Consider the following 14,612-nt stretch of genomic DNA (forward strand, 5'->3'; position numbering starts at 1 on the left):
GGGGCGACAATTTTTGTTTTAGAACTGATCGGGTTGACGGGCCCGGTCCTCCGTGGTGTGGGGGGGGGCGTTTCGCTTGTCCCACCGCGCCTGTTGGCCGTGTGGGCGAATTGTTGCGCGCTGGTGATCAAAATTTGCGCCGACTCGGCATCCTGGCGCGGTGGGACATGCGAACGGCCCCGCCCGACACGAGGTCGGACGGGGCCGTGCAGCCGGATCGGTGCTCAGCGATCAGTGGTCGCCGCGGAGGTTCTCCCCGTCGACCGAGTGATGACCGTCGAACTGGTGCCCGTCGGCCGCGTGTCCTTCCAGCGCGGCCTGGAGCTCGTGCTCGTGGTCGGCGTGGTGGTGCGCCGCCTCCAGCTCCTCGGTCGTGACCGGCTGGACGTTGTCGGCATACATCAGCGTCGAGAGTCGACCGCGCAGACCGTCGAGACGTCCACCCTTCTCGTCGAGACCGTTGGCGTCGGTGCCGCCACCGGGGGTGTAGACCTCGTCGCGGTCCCGAGCGGTCAACGTGTAGGCGGCGGTCTCGCTGATCGGCAGGTGACGCTCGGAGTAGCCGCCCTCGGCCGAGCGCATGATGATGCCCGTCTCGTAGCCGTGGAGGAGCTTCTCCTCGTCGTGACGCTGCAGCGAGATGCACCAACGTCGCGTGATCATGAACGCGATGATCGGACCGATGAACACCGCTCCACGCATGAAGTAGGTGATCTGGTTGATGCTCAGGTGCAGCTTGATCGCGATGATGTCGTTGCCGCCCGCGGCCCACATCAGACCGTAGAAGGTCATCAGCGCGACCATGACGGCCGTGCGGGTCGGGGCGTTGCGCGGACGCTCGAGCAGGTGGTGATCGCGCTTGTCACCGCTGATCCAGGACTCGATGAACGGCAGCAGGAGCAGGATGGTGAACATCAGGCCGGGCAGCACGATGATCGGGAGGAAGACGTTCCACGGGATCGTGACCCCGAGGAAGCTGGACTCCCAGCCGGGCATGATGCGCAGCGCACCATCGGGCCAGCCCATGTACCAGTCGGGTTGCGACCCCGCGGTGACCTTGGTCGGGTCGTAGGGACCGAACTTCCACACCGGGTTGATCGTCATCAGGCCACCCATCAGCGTGGTGACACCGAAGACGATGAAGAAGAAGCCGCCGGCCTTGGCCGCGTAGACGGGGAGCATCGGGAACCCGACGACGTTCTCCTCGGTGCGTCCGGGACCGGGCCACTGGGTGTGCTTGTGGTAGACGAGCAGCAGCATGTGCGCCGCGATCAGGGCCAGCAGGATGCCGGGGATCAGCAGCACGTGGACGGTGTAGAGGCGCGGGATGATCGAGTCACCCGGGAACTCGCCACCGAAGAGGAAGAACGACGCGTAGGTGCCGACCACGGGGATCGACTTCATGAAGCCGTCGGCCGCGCGGATGCCGGTGCCGGAGAGCAGGTCGTCGGGCAGCGAGTAGCCGGTGAAGCCCTCGAGCGTGCCGAGCAGCAGCAGCAGGCAGCCGATGACCCAGTTGAGCTCACGCGGCTTGCGGAACGCGCCCGTGAAGTAGACGCGGAGCAGGTGGATCATCATCGAGGCGATGAAGAGCATGGCTGCCCAGTGGTGCATCTGGCGCATGAGCAGCCCACCGCGGACGTCGAAGGAGAGCTTGAGCGTCGAGGCCATGGCCTCGGACATCTCCACGCCGCGCAGCGGGTTGTAGGAGCCCTGGTACTCGACCTCGCCCATGCTCGGGGTGTACCAGAGCGTGAGGAAGACACCGCTCAGCAGCAGGACGACGAAGCTCCACAGGGCGATCTCGCCGAGCATGAAGGACCAGTGGTCCGGGAAGACCTTGCGGAGGTTCTTCTTGGCCAGGCCGGCCAGGCCCAGGCGCTCGTCGGCCCAGTTGGCGACGACGCCGGCCTTGCCCGGCTTCTTCGCGGTTGCCGGCTCGCCGGCGTTGCTGTCCGCGACCTTGCTGGTGTCCACGCTCATCAGCCACGCTCCCAAAAGCTCGGACCCACCGGCTCGGTGAAGTCACGCTGTGCCATGAGGAAACCCTCCTCATCGACCATCAAGGGCAGCTGCGGCAGCGATCGCGCAGCGGGGCCAAAGACAACTTTACCGGAGTCGGCAAGGTCGAAGGTCGACTGATGGCAAGGGCAAAGCAGGTGGTGGGTCTTGCGCTCGTTGAGCGAGATCGGGCACCCGACGTGGGTGCAGATCTTGGAGTAGCAGACGATGCCGTCGACGGACCAGTTCTCGCGGCCCTCGGCGACGGTCATGTCGGAGGGGTCCATGCGCAGCAGGATGACGGCGGCCTTGGACTTGGCGACCTGGAGCTCGACGCCCTCGAGGATGTGCTCGCCCTCCTCGTCGACGGCGAAGATGATCTCGGGCTCGGCGTTGACGAGGTCACCGATCTCGATGTCGGCGACGTTGATGGGGGTGCCGACGACGTCGCGGACGACGCGCATGCGCGGCTTCCAGACGGTGGAGTAGAGCTTGTCGCCCGGCAGCGGGCCCAGGTCGCGCAGCATCACGACGGCAGGCAGGCCGAGCAGACCGACCGCACCGAGCAGCGAGTTGCGCACCAGCGGACGACGTCCGATGCCGGACTCCTCGAGGCCGAGGTTGAGCGCCTCCAGGGTGCCCTCGCGGTCCTCGTCGGAGGAGCGGGCCGGGTGACGCATCTCGACGATCTCGTGGTCACCCATGAGCTTGCGGGCCCACTGGATGATGCCGACGCCGATGAGCAGCAGCGCCATGCCGAGGGTGAAGCCCAGCGCGATGTTGGAGGCGCCGAAACCGGCGAACGTCGTGTGGTTGTCGCCGACCTTCAGTGCGAAGTAGGAGACCAGGAAGAGCAGGACGAACACCGAGGACAGCATGAACATGCCCGCGACCTGGCGCTCGGCGCGCTTGGCGAGACGCTCGTCCACGTCGGTGGGACGCCACTGGTGCGGCGGCAGGCCCGGGTCCGCGATCGCGGGGACGTTGCCCGTGCCAGGACCCTCGGCCTTCACCGGGGTCTTGTCGTCGTGTGCGTCGCTCACGCGTCCGCTCCCTTCGTGGGCTGCTTGGTCGTGCGCGTCGTGTGGGCCGCGATCCAGATCGCGAACCCGACCAGACCGCCGACCCCGATGACCCAGGCGAACAGGCCCTCGCTGACAGGACCGAGCCCGCCCAGGCCGAACCCGCCGTACTCGGGCTGGTCACGGATGGTCTCGATGTAGGCGATCACGTCGCGCTTCTCCTCGGGCGAGAGATTGCCGTTGGAGAACGAGTCCATGTTGCCAGGACCGGTCAACATCGCCTCGTAGATGTGCTCCGGGGTGGTGTTGAGGATGCTGGGTGCCTGGCCGCCGCGCGGCATGGCACCGCCGTTGCCGCCGAAGTTGTGGCAGGCGGTGCAGTTGGTCAGGAAGATCTGGCCACCGCGGGAGATGGCCTCCTCGCGGTCGGCGTCGCTCATGCCCTCGAGGCTGTAGTCGCTCTCGTTGGGGATGGCAGGTCCGGGGCCGAAGGTGGCGACGTACGCCGCCAGGGCGGCCGTCTCCTCCTCGTCGAAGATCCGCGGCTTGACCGCGCTCTGGGCGCCCGGCTGGGCCATCGGCATGCGACCGGTGGCGACCTGGAAGTCGACGGCCGCGGCGCCGACGCCGGCCAGCGGAGGACCGTACTGGGTGCCGTTGGCAGTCACGACGCCCTCGCCGTTCTTGCCGTGGCAGAAGGCGCAGCTGACCAGGAAGAGCTCACGGCCCTCGGCGACGAGGGCGTCGTTGCTCTCCGCGGATCCGGCCTGGGCCGGCGCGAACGCGGAGTAGAGGCTGCCCGTGAGGACGAGGCCGAGGAGCATCAGGACGAGGCCGGCCAGGCGACCCCGGCGGTGCCGGGAGAGACGACCTGCGGTTCGGTTCAGGAGGCGCACGTGGGAGTCCTTGCGGGTCACTTGATGAGGTAGATCGTGGCGAACAGCCCGATCCACACGACGTCGACGAAGTGCCAGTAGTACGAGACGACGATCGCGCTGACCGCCTGCTCGTGGGTGAACCTGCGGGCGATGTAGGTGCGGCCGAGCACGAAGAGGAAGGCGATCAGCCCGCCCGTCACGTGGATGCCGTGGAAGCCCGTGGTGAGGTAGAACATCGTGCCGTAGGCCGAGTCCGGGATCGTGATGCCTTCCTGGATCAGCTCGGCGTACTCGATGGCCTGCCCGGCGATGAAGATGGCACCCATGACGTAGGTCAGGATGAACCACTCGCGCAGGCCCCAGCCCTTCATGCTGAAGACCGAGCCCTTGCGACCGACCTGGCCGCGCTCGGCGGCGAAGACGCCCAGCTGGCAGGTCAGCGAGGAGAGCACCAGGATCGTGGTGTTGATCGCCGCGAACGGGACGTTCAGCACCTCGGTGTTCTGGGCCCAGAGGTCCGTGCTCACCGCCCTGATGGTGAAGTACGACGCGAAGAGGGCAGCGAAGAACATCAGCTCACTGGAGAGCCAGATGATCGTCCCTACCGCGACCATGCTCGGGCGGTCGTGGTGCCCGTGAAGTCGTGATGCCGGAATAGGTGCTGGAGCAGTCGTCGCCACACGTTCATTATGTCTGGCACCTGGTGCTGAGGGCACCCCGACCCCCTCACGAGGAGGGTCATAAACTTCACATCGTGTCCGGACCGCTGATCATGACCGCCCTCTCGGGCTCCGAGACCCTGCCGGCGCCCTCCCTCGAGGGCTTCTTCACCCAGTGGTCCTTGGCGCCCCTGCCCCTCGTGATCACCGTGTGGGGGGTGGGTCTCTACCTCCTGGGCGTGCTCACGCTGCGTCGCCGCGGCGACCGCTGGCCGGTGGGGCGCACGATCGCGTTCGTCGGCGTGGGCATGGGTGCGTTCTACATCGCCACGTCGTCTGGTCTAGCCGCCTACGACACCACCCTGCTGAGCATGCACATGGTGCAGCACATGGTGCTGTCGATGATCGTGCCGCTGGCCCTGGCGCTCGGCGCGCCCATCACCCTGGCGCTGCGCACGCTCCCCGCCCGTCCGCGGCGCTGGCTGCTCGTCGTGCTGCACTCGCCGGTGGCGAAGGTGCTGGCCTTCCCGCCGCTGACGTTCCTGCTCTACGTGATCTCGCCGTGGGCGCTCTACTTCTCCGGCTGGTACGACGCCTCGCTCGACTCGGTCTACGTCCACGAGATGATGCACGTGCACCTCGTGGCCGTCGGGACCCTCTTCTTCTGGCCGCTGATGGGCATCGACCCGCTGCCCGGGCGCGTGGGTTACCCGTTCCGGGTGCTGCTCACCGTGCTCACGCTGCCCTTCCACGCGTTCCTCGGCGTCACGATCATGGGGCAGGAGACGCTGCTCGGCGGCGACCACTACCCGTCGCTCGCCGACGGGCCGATGGGGGCGTGGTTGCCGGACCCCTTCGACGACCAGCAGCTGGCCGGGGGCATCCTCTGGGGTGCGGGTGACCTCGTGGGGCTGACGTTCTTCGCGGTGCTGTTCGCGCAGTGGGTGCGTCAGTCGATGCAGGAGGCGAAGCGCGAGGACCGCCGCCTGGACCTGGCCGAGCGTCGTGAGGCGCGCGCGGACCGCGAGGCCCGCGACGAGGCGCTCACCCGGGGCGAGTGACCTCGATCCGGGTGACCCGCAGGGCCGCCATCTCGACGACCTCGAGGCGCACCTCGTCGACGACGGTGGCGTCCCCGACCTCGGGGATCCGGCCGAGTCGGGCGATCACGAACCCGGCCACCGTCTCGTAGTCGCCGTCGGTCAGCTCGACCCCGGTGCGCTCGGCGAAGTCCTCGATGGTCAGACCGCCGTCGACGATCGTGGAGCCCGGCAGGTCGGTGTCGGCACGCTCGGGGGTGTCGTACTCGTCGCGGATCTCCCCGACGATCTCCTCGACCAGGTCCTCGAGGGTCACGATGCCGTCGGTCCCGCCGTACTCGTCCACGACGACCGCCAGGTGCGTGCCGCCCTGGCGCATGGTGGCGACCGCGGGCAGGACCAGGTTGGTCGAGGGCAGCATCAGCACCTCGCGCTGCAGGTCGCGCACGACGCGGGTGTCGTCGGGCTGGAGGTCCAGCAGGTCGCGGGCGTGCAGGAAGCCGGTCACGTGGTCGAAGCCGCCCTCGATCACGGGGTAGCGGGAGAAGGGGCGTGCTCGGACGAAGTCGACGGCGTCGCGCAGCGGCGTGGCCCCCTCGATGAAGGCGACCTCGCTGCGCGGTCGCATCGTCTCCTTGAGCGTGCTCTGCCGGGCCGCGAAGACGTCGCCCAGGATCTGGCGCTCCTGCTCGCCGAGCGCCTCGTGGGTGGAGACGATGTCGCGCACCTCCTCCTCGGAGAGCTGCTCGCTGGCGGCGGTCGGGTCGCCGCCGAGCAGCCGCACGAGGGAGTCGGTGGAGAGCGAGAGCACCCAGATGAAGGGGCGCATCACGGTCGCGAAGCGGTCCAGCGGCGGTGCGACGACCAGGGCGAACGGCGCCGACTTCTGCAGGGCGAGCCGCTTGGGGACGAGCTCGCCGAGCACGAGGGAGAGGTAGGCGATGACGAGCGTCATGGCCACGAGGGCCGCCGTGTCGGCGGCCCCGGTGGGAAGGCCGAGGTCGACGAGGTAGGGCGCCACGTCGGGCGCGAGCGTCGATCCGCCGTACGCCGCCGAGAAGAAGCCGGCCACGGTGACGCCGATCTGCACGGCGGCGAGGAAGCGGTTGGGGTTGCGCGCCACCGAGGCGACCTTGGCGCCGCGGCTGCCGGAGCGCTCCAGCTGGGTGAGCTGGCTCTCCCGCAGCGACACGAGTGCGATCTCGGTGGCGGCGAAGACACCCCCGACCAGGACGAAGAGCAGCACCAGGCCGACGTTGAGGAGAGTCTGGAGGTCCATGATGCCGGGGAGGCTAGCGAGCCCACCTGAGAGCATGCTGGACGTCACATGGGCCCGGGGCGTCGGCGAGGGATAGCATGCCGAGCATGAGCGACTCGACGAACCGCAAGCTCAAGGTCCTGGTCTACAGCGACGACGTCAACGTGCGGCAGCAGGTGATCCTGGCCCTGGGACGTCGACCTCACCCGGACCTGCCCGAGCTGACCTACGTCGAGGTGGCGACCGAGCCGGTCGTCATCCAGAACATGGACGCCGGTCACATCGACCTCGTGATCCTCGACGGCGAGGCCGTCCCCGCCGGTGGCATGGGCATCGCCAAGCAGCTCAAGGACGAGATCTACCAGTGCCCGCCGGTCATCGTGCTGACCGGCCGGCCGCAGGACGCCTGGCTGGCGACCTGGTCGCGGGCCGAGGCCGCCGTGCCTCACCCCATCGACCCGATCCAGCTGGCCGAGTCCGTGATCGCGCTCCTGCGCGCTCGCGTGCCCGCCTGACCTCCCTCCCGGAAGACCGCACATGACCACGTGGCCCGACGTCCTGTCTGCCCTCGTGGCGGGCCAGGACCTGTCCGCCGACCAGACGGCCTGGGCGATGGGGGAGATCCTCGACGGCCAGGCGACCGAGGCCCAGATCGCCGGCTTCGCCGTCGCGCTGCGCGCCAAGGGGGAGACGATCGAGGAAGTACTCGGACTCGTCGATGCGATGTACGCCGTCGCCACCACGATCAGCGTGCCCGGCCGCACCCTCGACGTGGTGGGCACCGGCGGCGACCGGTCGATGTCGGTCAACATCTCGACCATGTCGGCGATCGTGGCCGCGGGAGCGGGAGCGAAGGTCGTCAAGCACGGCAACCGCTCGGCCTCGTCCAAGTCCGGCACCGCCGACGTCCTCGAGACGCTCGGGGTGAGTCTCGACCTCCCCCCGGCTCGGGTCGTGGAGGTCGCCGAGTCCGCCGGCATCACGTTCTGCTTCGCCTCGGCCTTCCACCCTGCCCTGCGCCACGCCGCGGTGCCGCGCCGTGAGCTCGGCATCGGCACGACCTTCAACCTGCTCGGTCCCCTCGCCAACCCCGCTCGCCCCGGCGCGCAAGCCATCGGCTGCGCCTACGATGGCAAGGCCGAGCTCATGGCCGGCGTCTTCGCGCGTCGCGGCGTCGACGCCTGGGTCTTCCGTGGCGACGACGGCCTCGACGAGCTCACCGTGTCGACCACGTCGTCGGTGTGGGTCGTCCATGACGGCGTGGTCACGACGACCACGGTCGATCCACGCGACCACGGGATCACGCTGTCGCCCGCGGAGGCACTGCGCGGCGGAGGGCCCGAGCACAACGCGGACGTCGTACGACGGGTGCTGGGGGGTGAGAGCGGCGCCCCGCGTGACGCCGTGCTGCTCAACGCCGGCGCGGCGCTGGCGGTCTACGACAACCCCAGCCTGCCGCCCCAGGAGGCGCTGGCGCTCGGCATCGGCCGGGCCCGCGAGGCCATCGACTCCGGCGCTGCCGAGGCGACGCTCGAGCGCTGGATCGCTGCGTCGTCCGCCTGAGGCCGCTCGGGCGTCGGACCTAGAGGTCGAGCACGAACTCGCGGCCGTGGGGGCGGAAGCCGACGTGCTCGTAGTAGGCGCTCACCATCCGCGGTGACGTGCGGACGTGGCGGTAGCCGAGGTCCCTGAGCACCGTGCTGCGGCGCCACACGAACTCGCCGGGGGAGAAGTCGCGATACTTCGGGGTGACGTAGTCGAGCTCGATCAGCGCGATGTCGCCGTCGCGACGCAGCAGTACCACCCCCACGGTCTCGTCGAGCTTGACGATGACGAAGGCGTGCTGGCCCTCGTCGGGCCGGGTGCCGAAGTCGGGCTGGAACTTCCTGATGTCCGCCTCGTGGGTCCTCAGCACGTGACGGAGGTATTCGTCGTCGAGCCCGACCTGCACCACCTCGAACGCCGCCTCGTCGTGACGGTCCCGGGTCAGGCGCACGATGAAGACCAGGTTGATCACCGCCAGCACGGCGTTCATCCCCACCATCGGCCACACGCCGAGGAAGGCGTTGAAGACCAGCAGGATCAGGCACGCCACCAGGTTGAGCGACCGGAAGCGCAGCACCCGCGCCTGGAGGAGGGAGAACACCAGCAGCGCGCTGCCACCCCAGCCGAGGACGTCGAGCCAGTGGTCTGCGAGCCAGGTCATGCGCGAACCGTAGCGTCGCCCGTCTCCACGCCGACTGCGGGGAGAACCACGACGTGGCAGGTCCCAGCAGAGAATGCCCTCAGCCACATGCCGATGCCCACCAGGCTGAGCAACGTGATGAGGACGTAGCGGAGTACATCAGCTGTGGCCAGGGAGGCGCCGCCGAACTCTGCGTTCAGAACCGACCACAAGGTCAAGGCCTGAAGAGCGCCGGCAAGGACGAGGACACCGAACCCGACAGCCCGCCGGGGCTTCATGCCGCGTGAGGCTTCGAGGCTGACAAGGAAGAGGCCCACGTACAGGGGGAAGCCGTAGCGTGCCTGCCAGGCGTTTCCGACGAGCGGGTAGGCGATCAAGGTGGCTGCGAGTGGGGCGATGAGTGCCGCAAGTGCCGTCAGCCCCATGGCGGCCCGGGCTCGGCGTGTCGAACGCCTCCACGTGAGACCGAGGAAGGCGAGCATCGCCAGAAGACCCAGGACGTAGACCAAGGTCGGCGCCGCCTGGTTGCGGAACTGAAGTGTTGCCACGGACTGGAGCGCAAGGAAGAGCGGCAGCTTGAGCAGGAGCGCGATCGGCACCGGGCCGAGGTCCTCGTCTTCTTGTCGAGGATCGTTGGTGCCGCTGGTCGCGATCCAGAGGATGCACGCCACAAGGAAGACCGAGAGAAGCACGAAGGTGGCGGCCGTCACGCGCGGATGATGGCGCAGCAACAGGGTGAAGCGCGGCCACCAGAGGGGAGCCCCGCACACCGCGATTGCCAGGACCCAGAGCGGACCGGTCGCGTGCGTACACATGACGACGGCAGCGCCGGCGACGACTCCCAAGATGGGTCCCCGGACAGAGGTCCCCGTGAATGTGGGGAGACGCAAGAGTGCAGTCCACAGGAGAATTGCTCCCGCGAAGCCAACACCGTTCGGGGCGGCGACGGCAGTGGCGTAGGTGATGGTGGGAGTGAGGACCACGGCGAACCCCGCCAGTGCCCACCCGGAGAGGGAATGCCTGTTGAGAGACAGCGCGCCGAACAGCAGGAGGTTGCTGAGGAGCACGGTCGCGGTTCTCATGACGAAGAGCGCGGCATCTCCCTCGAATGGCGCCGCGAGACCTCCTGCCCACCAGTAGTACGTCGGGTTGTAGTTGCCTGCAGCACTGGCGATGGTCACCTCGCCCGCAGCGTTGGGCTCGGTGCGTGCGATGCAGTTGTCCCAGCCGGTGTAGCGAAGCGCCAGGCAGACGTCTCGTGCGGACCGCGGGAGGTCCTCGGGGACGAGGAGCAGCACTCCGCGACCGATGGTGGCAGGCTGCTCGCCGGCCTGCCAGTGACCGGCAGCGACCGACCCTGCGCGGTAGGCGTGGTCGAACTCGTCCATCGCCGTGAACGCGGGGAGAGCGACGATCCACGCCAGCTGGAATGCGAGTAGACCGGCGAGGAACAGGAGGCGCGAACGCAACGTGAGGGTCATGCCCGGACAGCTCCGAACGTGTGCCTCACCAACGCCCTCGCGCTGTGTGGTCTGTCCTCCTTGAGGGCCGAGGGCACGAGGAGCGCACTGTGGAGTCGCGAGGTGACGTGCAGACGGGCAGCGCGCGCTGCCCGGGGCCAGCCACGCTCCCGTGAGCGAATCGCCAGTTCGTGGAGTAGCCGCGCCTCCTCGCCGAAGCGCTCCGTGGAGGAGGCAGTCAGCGACGACGCACTCTGGGCGTGGCGGCGGTACTGGAAGTTCGTGTGGGATGTGACGGCGATCTGATGCCCTACCAGCACGAGGTCCGCGAGCAGGGCCAGGTCCAAGGTGGTCGGGAGGTCCTGCCGGAAGCCATGCGGCCGGATCGCGCTCGACCTCCACGCGGTGGCAGGGAAGTACGTCCAGTTGCCGTGCATCAGGCTGGTCAGCAGTCGCTCTCCTGCCCTCACCTCACCCGGCCCCGAGAAGGTGCGCAGCAGCCTCTTGGTCAGGTCGGCCATGGTGGCCAGATCTCGGCCGTCACGGCCGATCACCTGGACTGCGGGCATGACGGCGCTGACGTGGGAGTGTCTCTCAGCGCAGCTTTGGAGGTGTGCGACGTAGCCAGGCAGGAGACGGTCGTCGCAGCCGAGGAAGACCACCCATTCCGCGCGCACGAGGTCCAGGCAGCGCTGGAAGTTGCCAGCCACGCCCAGGCGCTGGGTGTTGGAGTGGTACTCGACCTTCGGCGACGCGAGGTCGCGGACCAGCGTCGCCACCTCGGCGGATGCCGAGTCGTCGACCACGACGAGTCGCCAGGACTCGTCTGTTTGCTGCAGCACGCTGGTGATGGCCTGGGCCAGCAGTGCCGTGTCTCCGTAGTGAGGGACGACCACGTCCACGATCGGTGCCGTCGTCACGGCGTGGGGGCATCGGTGCTCGACACGTCATCGTGGTGCGCGAGCGAGCTCATGGGGGCGGAGGTCAGAGCGATCTCGCGGACGACCTGAGCGAGTCTCGACTCGAGGCGCGTGATGCGCTGGTAGAGGCCTATCAACAGGAAGAGGGAGAACACCACGTAGCCGTAGAGCAGCAGGTCCGTGCCGCGGCCGACTCCAACGAGCTTGCCCAGCCAGGTCAGGGAGTCGGGGAAGATGACCGTCACTACGCCTGCGGCGGCAACGAGGCTGACAGCGATCCGGCGCCAGGCAACCTGGGTGGTGGTTCCCGGTCCGCGGAACATCAGCCAGGCAAGGAAGAGCAGACAGCCGATGAGGATGAACTTGATGGTCACGGGTTTGCTCCGGTCGGGCGCGATTCCTACGTGGTCTTGATGCGGGCGTGGACGAGGTCGAAGAGGATGTTGACCATGTTGAGGCCGCGTTGCCCCTTGCTGCAGGAGTACTCCGTGTAGACGATCTCGACGGGCACCTCGCACCACGGGAGGCCTGAGCGTGAGATCGCGTGCTCCAGCTCGCTGGCGTAGGCCATTCCACACTGTCGGAGGCTGATGCTCCTCAGCGCGTCGCGGCTCAAGACCCTGAGGCCGTTGTGCGTGTCCGTGAGGTCCAGGCCGGATGTCCTTCGGCTGAAGGTCACGGCGGCGCGGAGGAGCAGCGCGCGTTGCCAGGGCTGGTCGACGACCTTCCCCAGGGTCCGTGAGCCCAGGACGACGTCGTACCCCTGGCTCCGGCCCTGGGCCAGGAGACGCAGCGCGTCGTCAGGCCTGTGTTGCCCGTCCGCGTCGAAGGTGACGACGTGGGTGATCCCACCGGACTTGAGAGCGTAGTCGAAGCCGGTCTGGAGAGCCGCGCCCTGGCCCAGATTGATCGCGTGGCGTACGACCATCGCACCGGCCTCGCGTGCGACGCGGCTGGTGTCGTCCGTGCTCCCGTCATCGACCACGAGCACCTGAGTGAAGTGTCTCGCCAGCCCTCGCACCACGTCGCCCACGACGGTCGCCTCGTTGTAGGCGGCAACGACGACGCAGACGTCGGTACCGACCTGGGGCGCGCTCATGTCTGGAGGCTAGAGGCAGCACACGTGATCGAGGGCGACGAATCCGGATGTCTGCCTACCCGGACTCTCGACTAGTCATTTCGGACTATCCCGGATGACTCCGTCGGGGGAGGTGCGTTGGGATTCTTCAGTCCAGCCCGAGCGAGAAGGCCGACTCGAGGTCGTGCCGCGAGTAGGCCCGGAACGCGATGTGGGTCTCGGTGTCGGTGACTCCTGCGACCTTGTTGAGCTGGTCGGCGACGACCGTGGCGACGTCGTCGTGGTTGCGGACCCGGACGAGCGCGATGAGGTCGATCTGGCCCGTCACGGAGTAGACCTCGCTGACGCCCTCCAGGGCAGCGATCGCCTCGGCTACCTCCGGGATGCGAGCGACGTCGGCCTTCACGAACACGATGGCGGTGATCATGGCCGCGAGCCTAGTGCCCCGTCGAGCAACCGGGTGGCTCCCTGGACCGGGCAGGTCCACTCGCCGTCGACCTCGATCAACCGGATGGTCGGGGACTCCAACCAGCGGAGAACGCGCTCGGTCTCCTCGGCCGTGGCGGCCGGGAGGGGGCCGTGCGAGGCCAGCACGGTCTCGGCCGACTCCTTGAGCGAAGCCACGAACGCTAGAGCGTCACCGCCGGGAGGGATGACTCCTGCGGCGGCCAGCCGTCCGTAGCGCATGACGTGGACGACCCAGCGACCGTCGTCCTCGCGCCGCCCGGCAACGACCTCGGGGCACCGCGTCAGCGAGGTCAGGCGTTGGGTCCGGGCAGCGGCGCGGACGAAGGAAGCCAACCGGTCACGGTGGATACCCGCCTCCTCGAAGCGCTCGTCCTCGGCCAGGGCCGCCATGCGCTGGTTGACCAGCTCCACGACCTGGTCGGGATGCTGCAGGAGGGTGTCGCGGAGCTGGCGCACCACGGCGGCGTAGGAGTCGTGGTCGACACTGCCGTCGCAGGGCGAAAGGCATCGTCCGAGCTCGGCCAGCACGCAGGCCGAGCGTGCTGGTTTCAGCGCAAGACGGTCGGTGCACTGCCTGATCGGAAAGGTCTCGTGGAGGGCCGCGAGGCACTTCTCCGCCATCGACCGAGAGCCGAATGGCCCGAGGTAGTCGGCGTCGTCGTCGAGGACCTTCTTCACCAGGGACAGACGCGGCCACGCCTCGCGGGTGAGCTTGACGAAGGTGACCTTCTCAGGGAAGCGCGAGCGCCGGTTGTAGCTCGGCTTGTGCTCGGCGATCAGCCGCAGCTCCCTGACCTCGGCCTCGAGCGGGGTGGCGCACTCGATCGCCTGGACGGTCGAGGCGAGGCGGACCATCTCGCCCATGCGCGAGCGGGTCTCGGAGGCGGTGAAGTAGGAACGGACGCGGGTGCGGACGTCGCGCGATGTCCCGATGTAGAGGACGCGGGAGGCGTCGTCCTTGAAGAGGTAGACCCCCGGCGAGTGCGGCAGGCCGTCCGCGAGGTGGCGCTTGCGACGCTGGGTGGCTGAGACGCGCGAGGAGTAGGTCTGGAGCTCCTCGAGCGTGTGCACCCCTTGAGTGCCGAGTCGCTCCATGAGCCCGTAGAGGACGTCGACGGTGGCCCGGGCGTCGGAGAGCGCCCGGTGGTTGGGCGTGGTGGTCGCGCCGAACACGCGGGCCAGGGAGGAGAGCTTGCAGTTGGGGGCGTCGTCGCGCGTGATGACCCGTCGCGCGAGCTTGGCGGTGTCGACCACCTCGAACGCCGGCCACGGGCGTGACTGCGCCTCGGAGAAGTGACGCAGGAACCCGACGTCGAAGGGGGCGTTGTGGGCGACCAGGACGGTGCCGGCGGCGAACTCCAGGAAGGCCGGGAGCGCCGACTCGATCGGGGGAGCGTCCACGACCATCGAGTTCGTGATGCCCGTGAGGACGGCGATGAAGGCCGGGATCTGGGTCTCCGGGTTGACCAGGGTCTGGAACTCGCCCAGCACCTCGCCACCGCGGACCTTCACCGCGCCGATCTCGGTGATCATCGAGCCGCCGGCCGCCGAACCGCCGGTGGTCTCCAGGTCGACCACGGTGAAGGTGATGTCGCGCAGCGGGCGCCCCAGCTCGTCGAAGCTGCGCTGTGACTCCCAGCGGG

15 protein-coding genes are annotated in these 14,612 nt (G+C 68.4%); 3 read left to right on the forward strand and 12 right to left on the reverse strand.

Annotation, left to right across the window (positions count from 1 at the left end; genetic code table 11):
• Nucleotides 1–231: 231 nt before the first annotated feature.
• From RMN98_RS03825 to RMN98_RS03840, 4 genes are all read right to left on the reverse strand, one after another.
• Nucleotides 232–1,983 carry a ubiquinol-cytochrome c reductase cytochrome b subunit gene (locus RMN98_RS03825; RefSeq protein ID WP_309647472.1) on the reverse strand — a complete coding sequence of 584 codons (1,752 nt, stop codon included), beginning with the start codon at nucleotides 1,981–1,983 and terminating at the stop codon, nucleotides 232–234.
• Nucleotides 1,983–3,044: a Rieske 2Fe-2S domain-containing protein gene (locus RMN98_RS03830; RefSeq protein WP_309647473.1), complete on the reverse strand. Its 1,062-nt coding sequence runs from the start codon at nucleotides 3,042–3,044 to the stop codon at nucleotides 1,983–1,985. Before RMN98_RS03830 ends, RMN98_RS03825 begins: the two co-directional genes overlap by 1 nt.
• Nucleotides 3,041–3,847 (reverse strand): cytochrome c, encoded by an 807-nt coding sequence (locus RMN98_RS03835; RefSeq protein WP_309647485.1) that lies wholly within the window; start codon nucleotides 3,845–3,847, stop codon nucleotides 3,041–3,043. The genes RMN98_RS03830 and RMN98_RS03835 overlap by 4 nt, the downstream gene beginning before the upstream one ends.
• Nucleotides 3,848–3,936: 89 nt before the next feature.
• Nucleotides 3,937–4,557 carry a heme-copper oxidase subunit III gene (locus RMN98_RS03840; protein ID WP_309647486.1) on the reverse strand — a complete coding sequence of 207 codons (621 nt, stop codon included), beginning with the start codon at nucleotides 4,555–4,557 and terminating at the stop codon, nucleotides 3,937–3,939.
• A gap of 98 nt (nucleotides 4,558–4,655) precedes the next feature.
• Between RMN98_RS03840 and RMN98_RS03845 the strand changes: the two genes are divergently transcribed.
• Nucleotides 4,656–5,621 carry a cytochrome c oxidase assembly protein gene (locus RMN98_RS03845; protein ID WP_309647474.1) on the forward strand — a complete coding sequence of 322 codons (966 nt, stop codon included), beginning with the start codon at nucleotides 4,656–4,658 and terminating at the stop codon, nucleotides 5,619–5,621.
• On the opposite strand, the gene RMN98_RS03850 is transcribed toward RMN98_RS03845, so the two are convergent.
• Nucleotides 5,605–6,879, reverse strand: coding sequence for a hemolysin family protein (locus RMN98_RS03850; protein WP_309647475.1), 1,275 nt, complete (start codon nucleotides 6,877–6,879; stop codon nucleotides 5,605–5,607). The genes RMN98_RS03845 and RMN98_RS03850 overlap by 17 nt on opposite strands.
• An 86-nt stretch (nucleotides 6,880–6,965) precedes the next feature.
• On the opposite strand from RMN98_RS03850, the gene RMN98_RS03855 reads away from it, so the two are divergent.
• Nucleotides 6,966–7,373 carry a hypothetical protein gene (locus tag RMN98_RS03855; protein ID WP_309647476.1) on the forward strand — a complete coding sequence of 136 codons (408 nt, stop codon included), beginning with the start codon at nucleotides 6,966–6,968 and terminating at the stop codon, nucleotides 7,371–7,373.
• Between the two features lie 22 nt (nucleotides 7,374–7,395).
• Nucleotides 7,396–8,421, forward strand: coding sequence for an anthranilate phosphoribosyltransferase (trpD, locus tag RMN98_RS03860; protein WP_309647477.1), 1,026 nt, complete (start codon nucleotides 7,396–7,398; stop codon nucleotides 8,419–8,421).
• A gap of 19 nt (nucleotides 8,422–8,440) precedes the next feature.
• Here trpD and RMN98_RS03865 read toward each other — a convergent pair whose 3' ends face one another.
• The 7 genes from RMN98_RS03865 to RMN98_RS03895 all read right to left on the reverse strand — a co-directional run.
• On the reverse strand, nucleotides 8,441–9,064 hold the full coding sequence (locus tag RMN98_RS03865; protein ID WP_309647478.1) for a YgjV family protein: 624 nt from the start codon (nucleotides 9,062–9,064) through the stop codon (nucleotides 8,441–8,443).
• On the reverse strand, nucleotides 9,061–10,524 hold the full coding sequence (locus RMN98_RS03870) for a DUF2142 domain-containing protein (protein ID WP_309647479.1): 1,464 nt from the start codon (nucleotides 10,522–10,524) through the stop codon (nucleotides 9,061–9,063). Before RMN98_RS03870 ends, RMN98_RS03865 begins: the two co-directional genes overlap by 4 nt.
• Entirely contained in the window at nucleotides 10,521–11,423 is a 903-nt protein-coding gene (locus RMN98_RS03875; protein WP_309647480.1) for a glycosyltransferase family A protein, read from the reverse strand. The genes RMN98_RS03870 and RMN98_RS03875 overlap by 4 nt, the downstream gene beginning before the upstream one ends.
• On the reverse strand, nucleotides 11,420–11,797 hold the full coding sequence (locus RMN98_RS03880; protein ID WP_309647481.1) for a DUF2304 domain-containing protein: 378 nt from the start codon (nucleotides 11,795–11,797) through the stop codon (nucleotides 11,420–11,422). Before RMN98_RS03880 ends, RMN98_RS03875 begins: the two co-directional genes overlap by 4 nt.
• Nucleotides 11,798–11,823: 26 nt before the next feature.
• Nucleotides 11,824–12,522: a glycosyltransferase family 2 protein gene (locus RMN98_RS03885; RefSeq protein WP_309647482.1), complete on the reverse strand. Its 699-nt coding sequence runs from the start codon at nucleotides 12,520–12,522 to the stop codon at nucleotides 11,824–11,826.
• A gap of 127 nt (nucleotides 12,523–12,649) precedes the next feature.
• A complete protein-coding gene (locus RMN98_RS03890) occupies nucleotides 12,650–12,928 on the reverse strand; it encodes an Lrp/AsnC ligand binding domain-containing protein (protein WP_309647483.1) in 279 nt (92 codons plus the stop codon).
• Nucleotides 12,925–14,612: DEDD exonuclease domain-containing protein (locus RMN98_RS03895; RefSeq protein ID WP_309647484.1), on the reverse strand; the 1,688-nt coding region annotated here is incomplete at its 5' end. The genes RMN98_RS03895 and RMN98_RS03890, both read right to left, overlap by 4 nt.

Origin of the sequence: Nocardioides sp. (assembly GCF_031397825.1) — a bacterium.
Taxonomy (GTDB): Bacteria; Actinomycetota; Actinomycetes; order Propionibacteriales; family Nocardioidaceae; genus Nocardioides.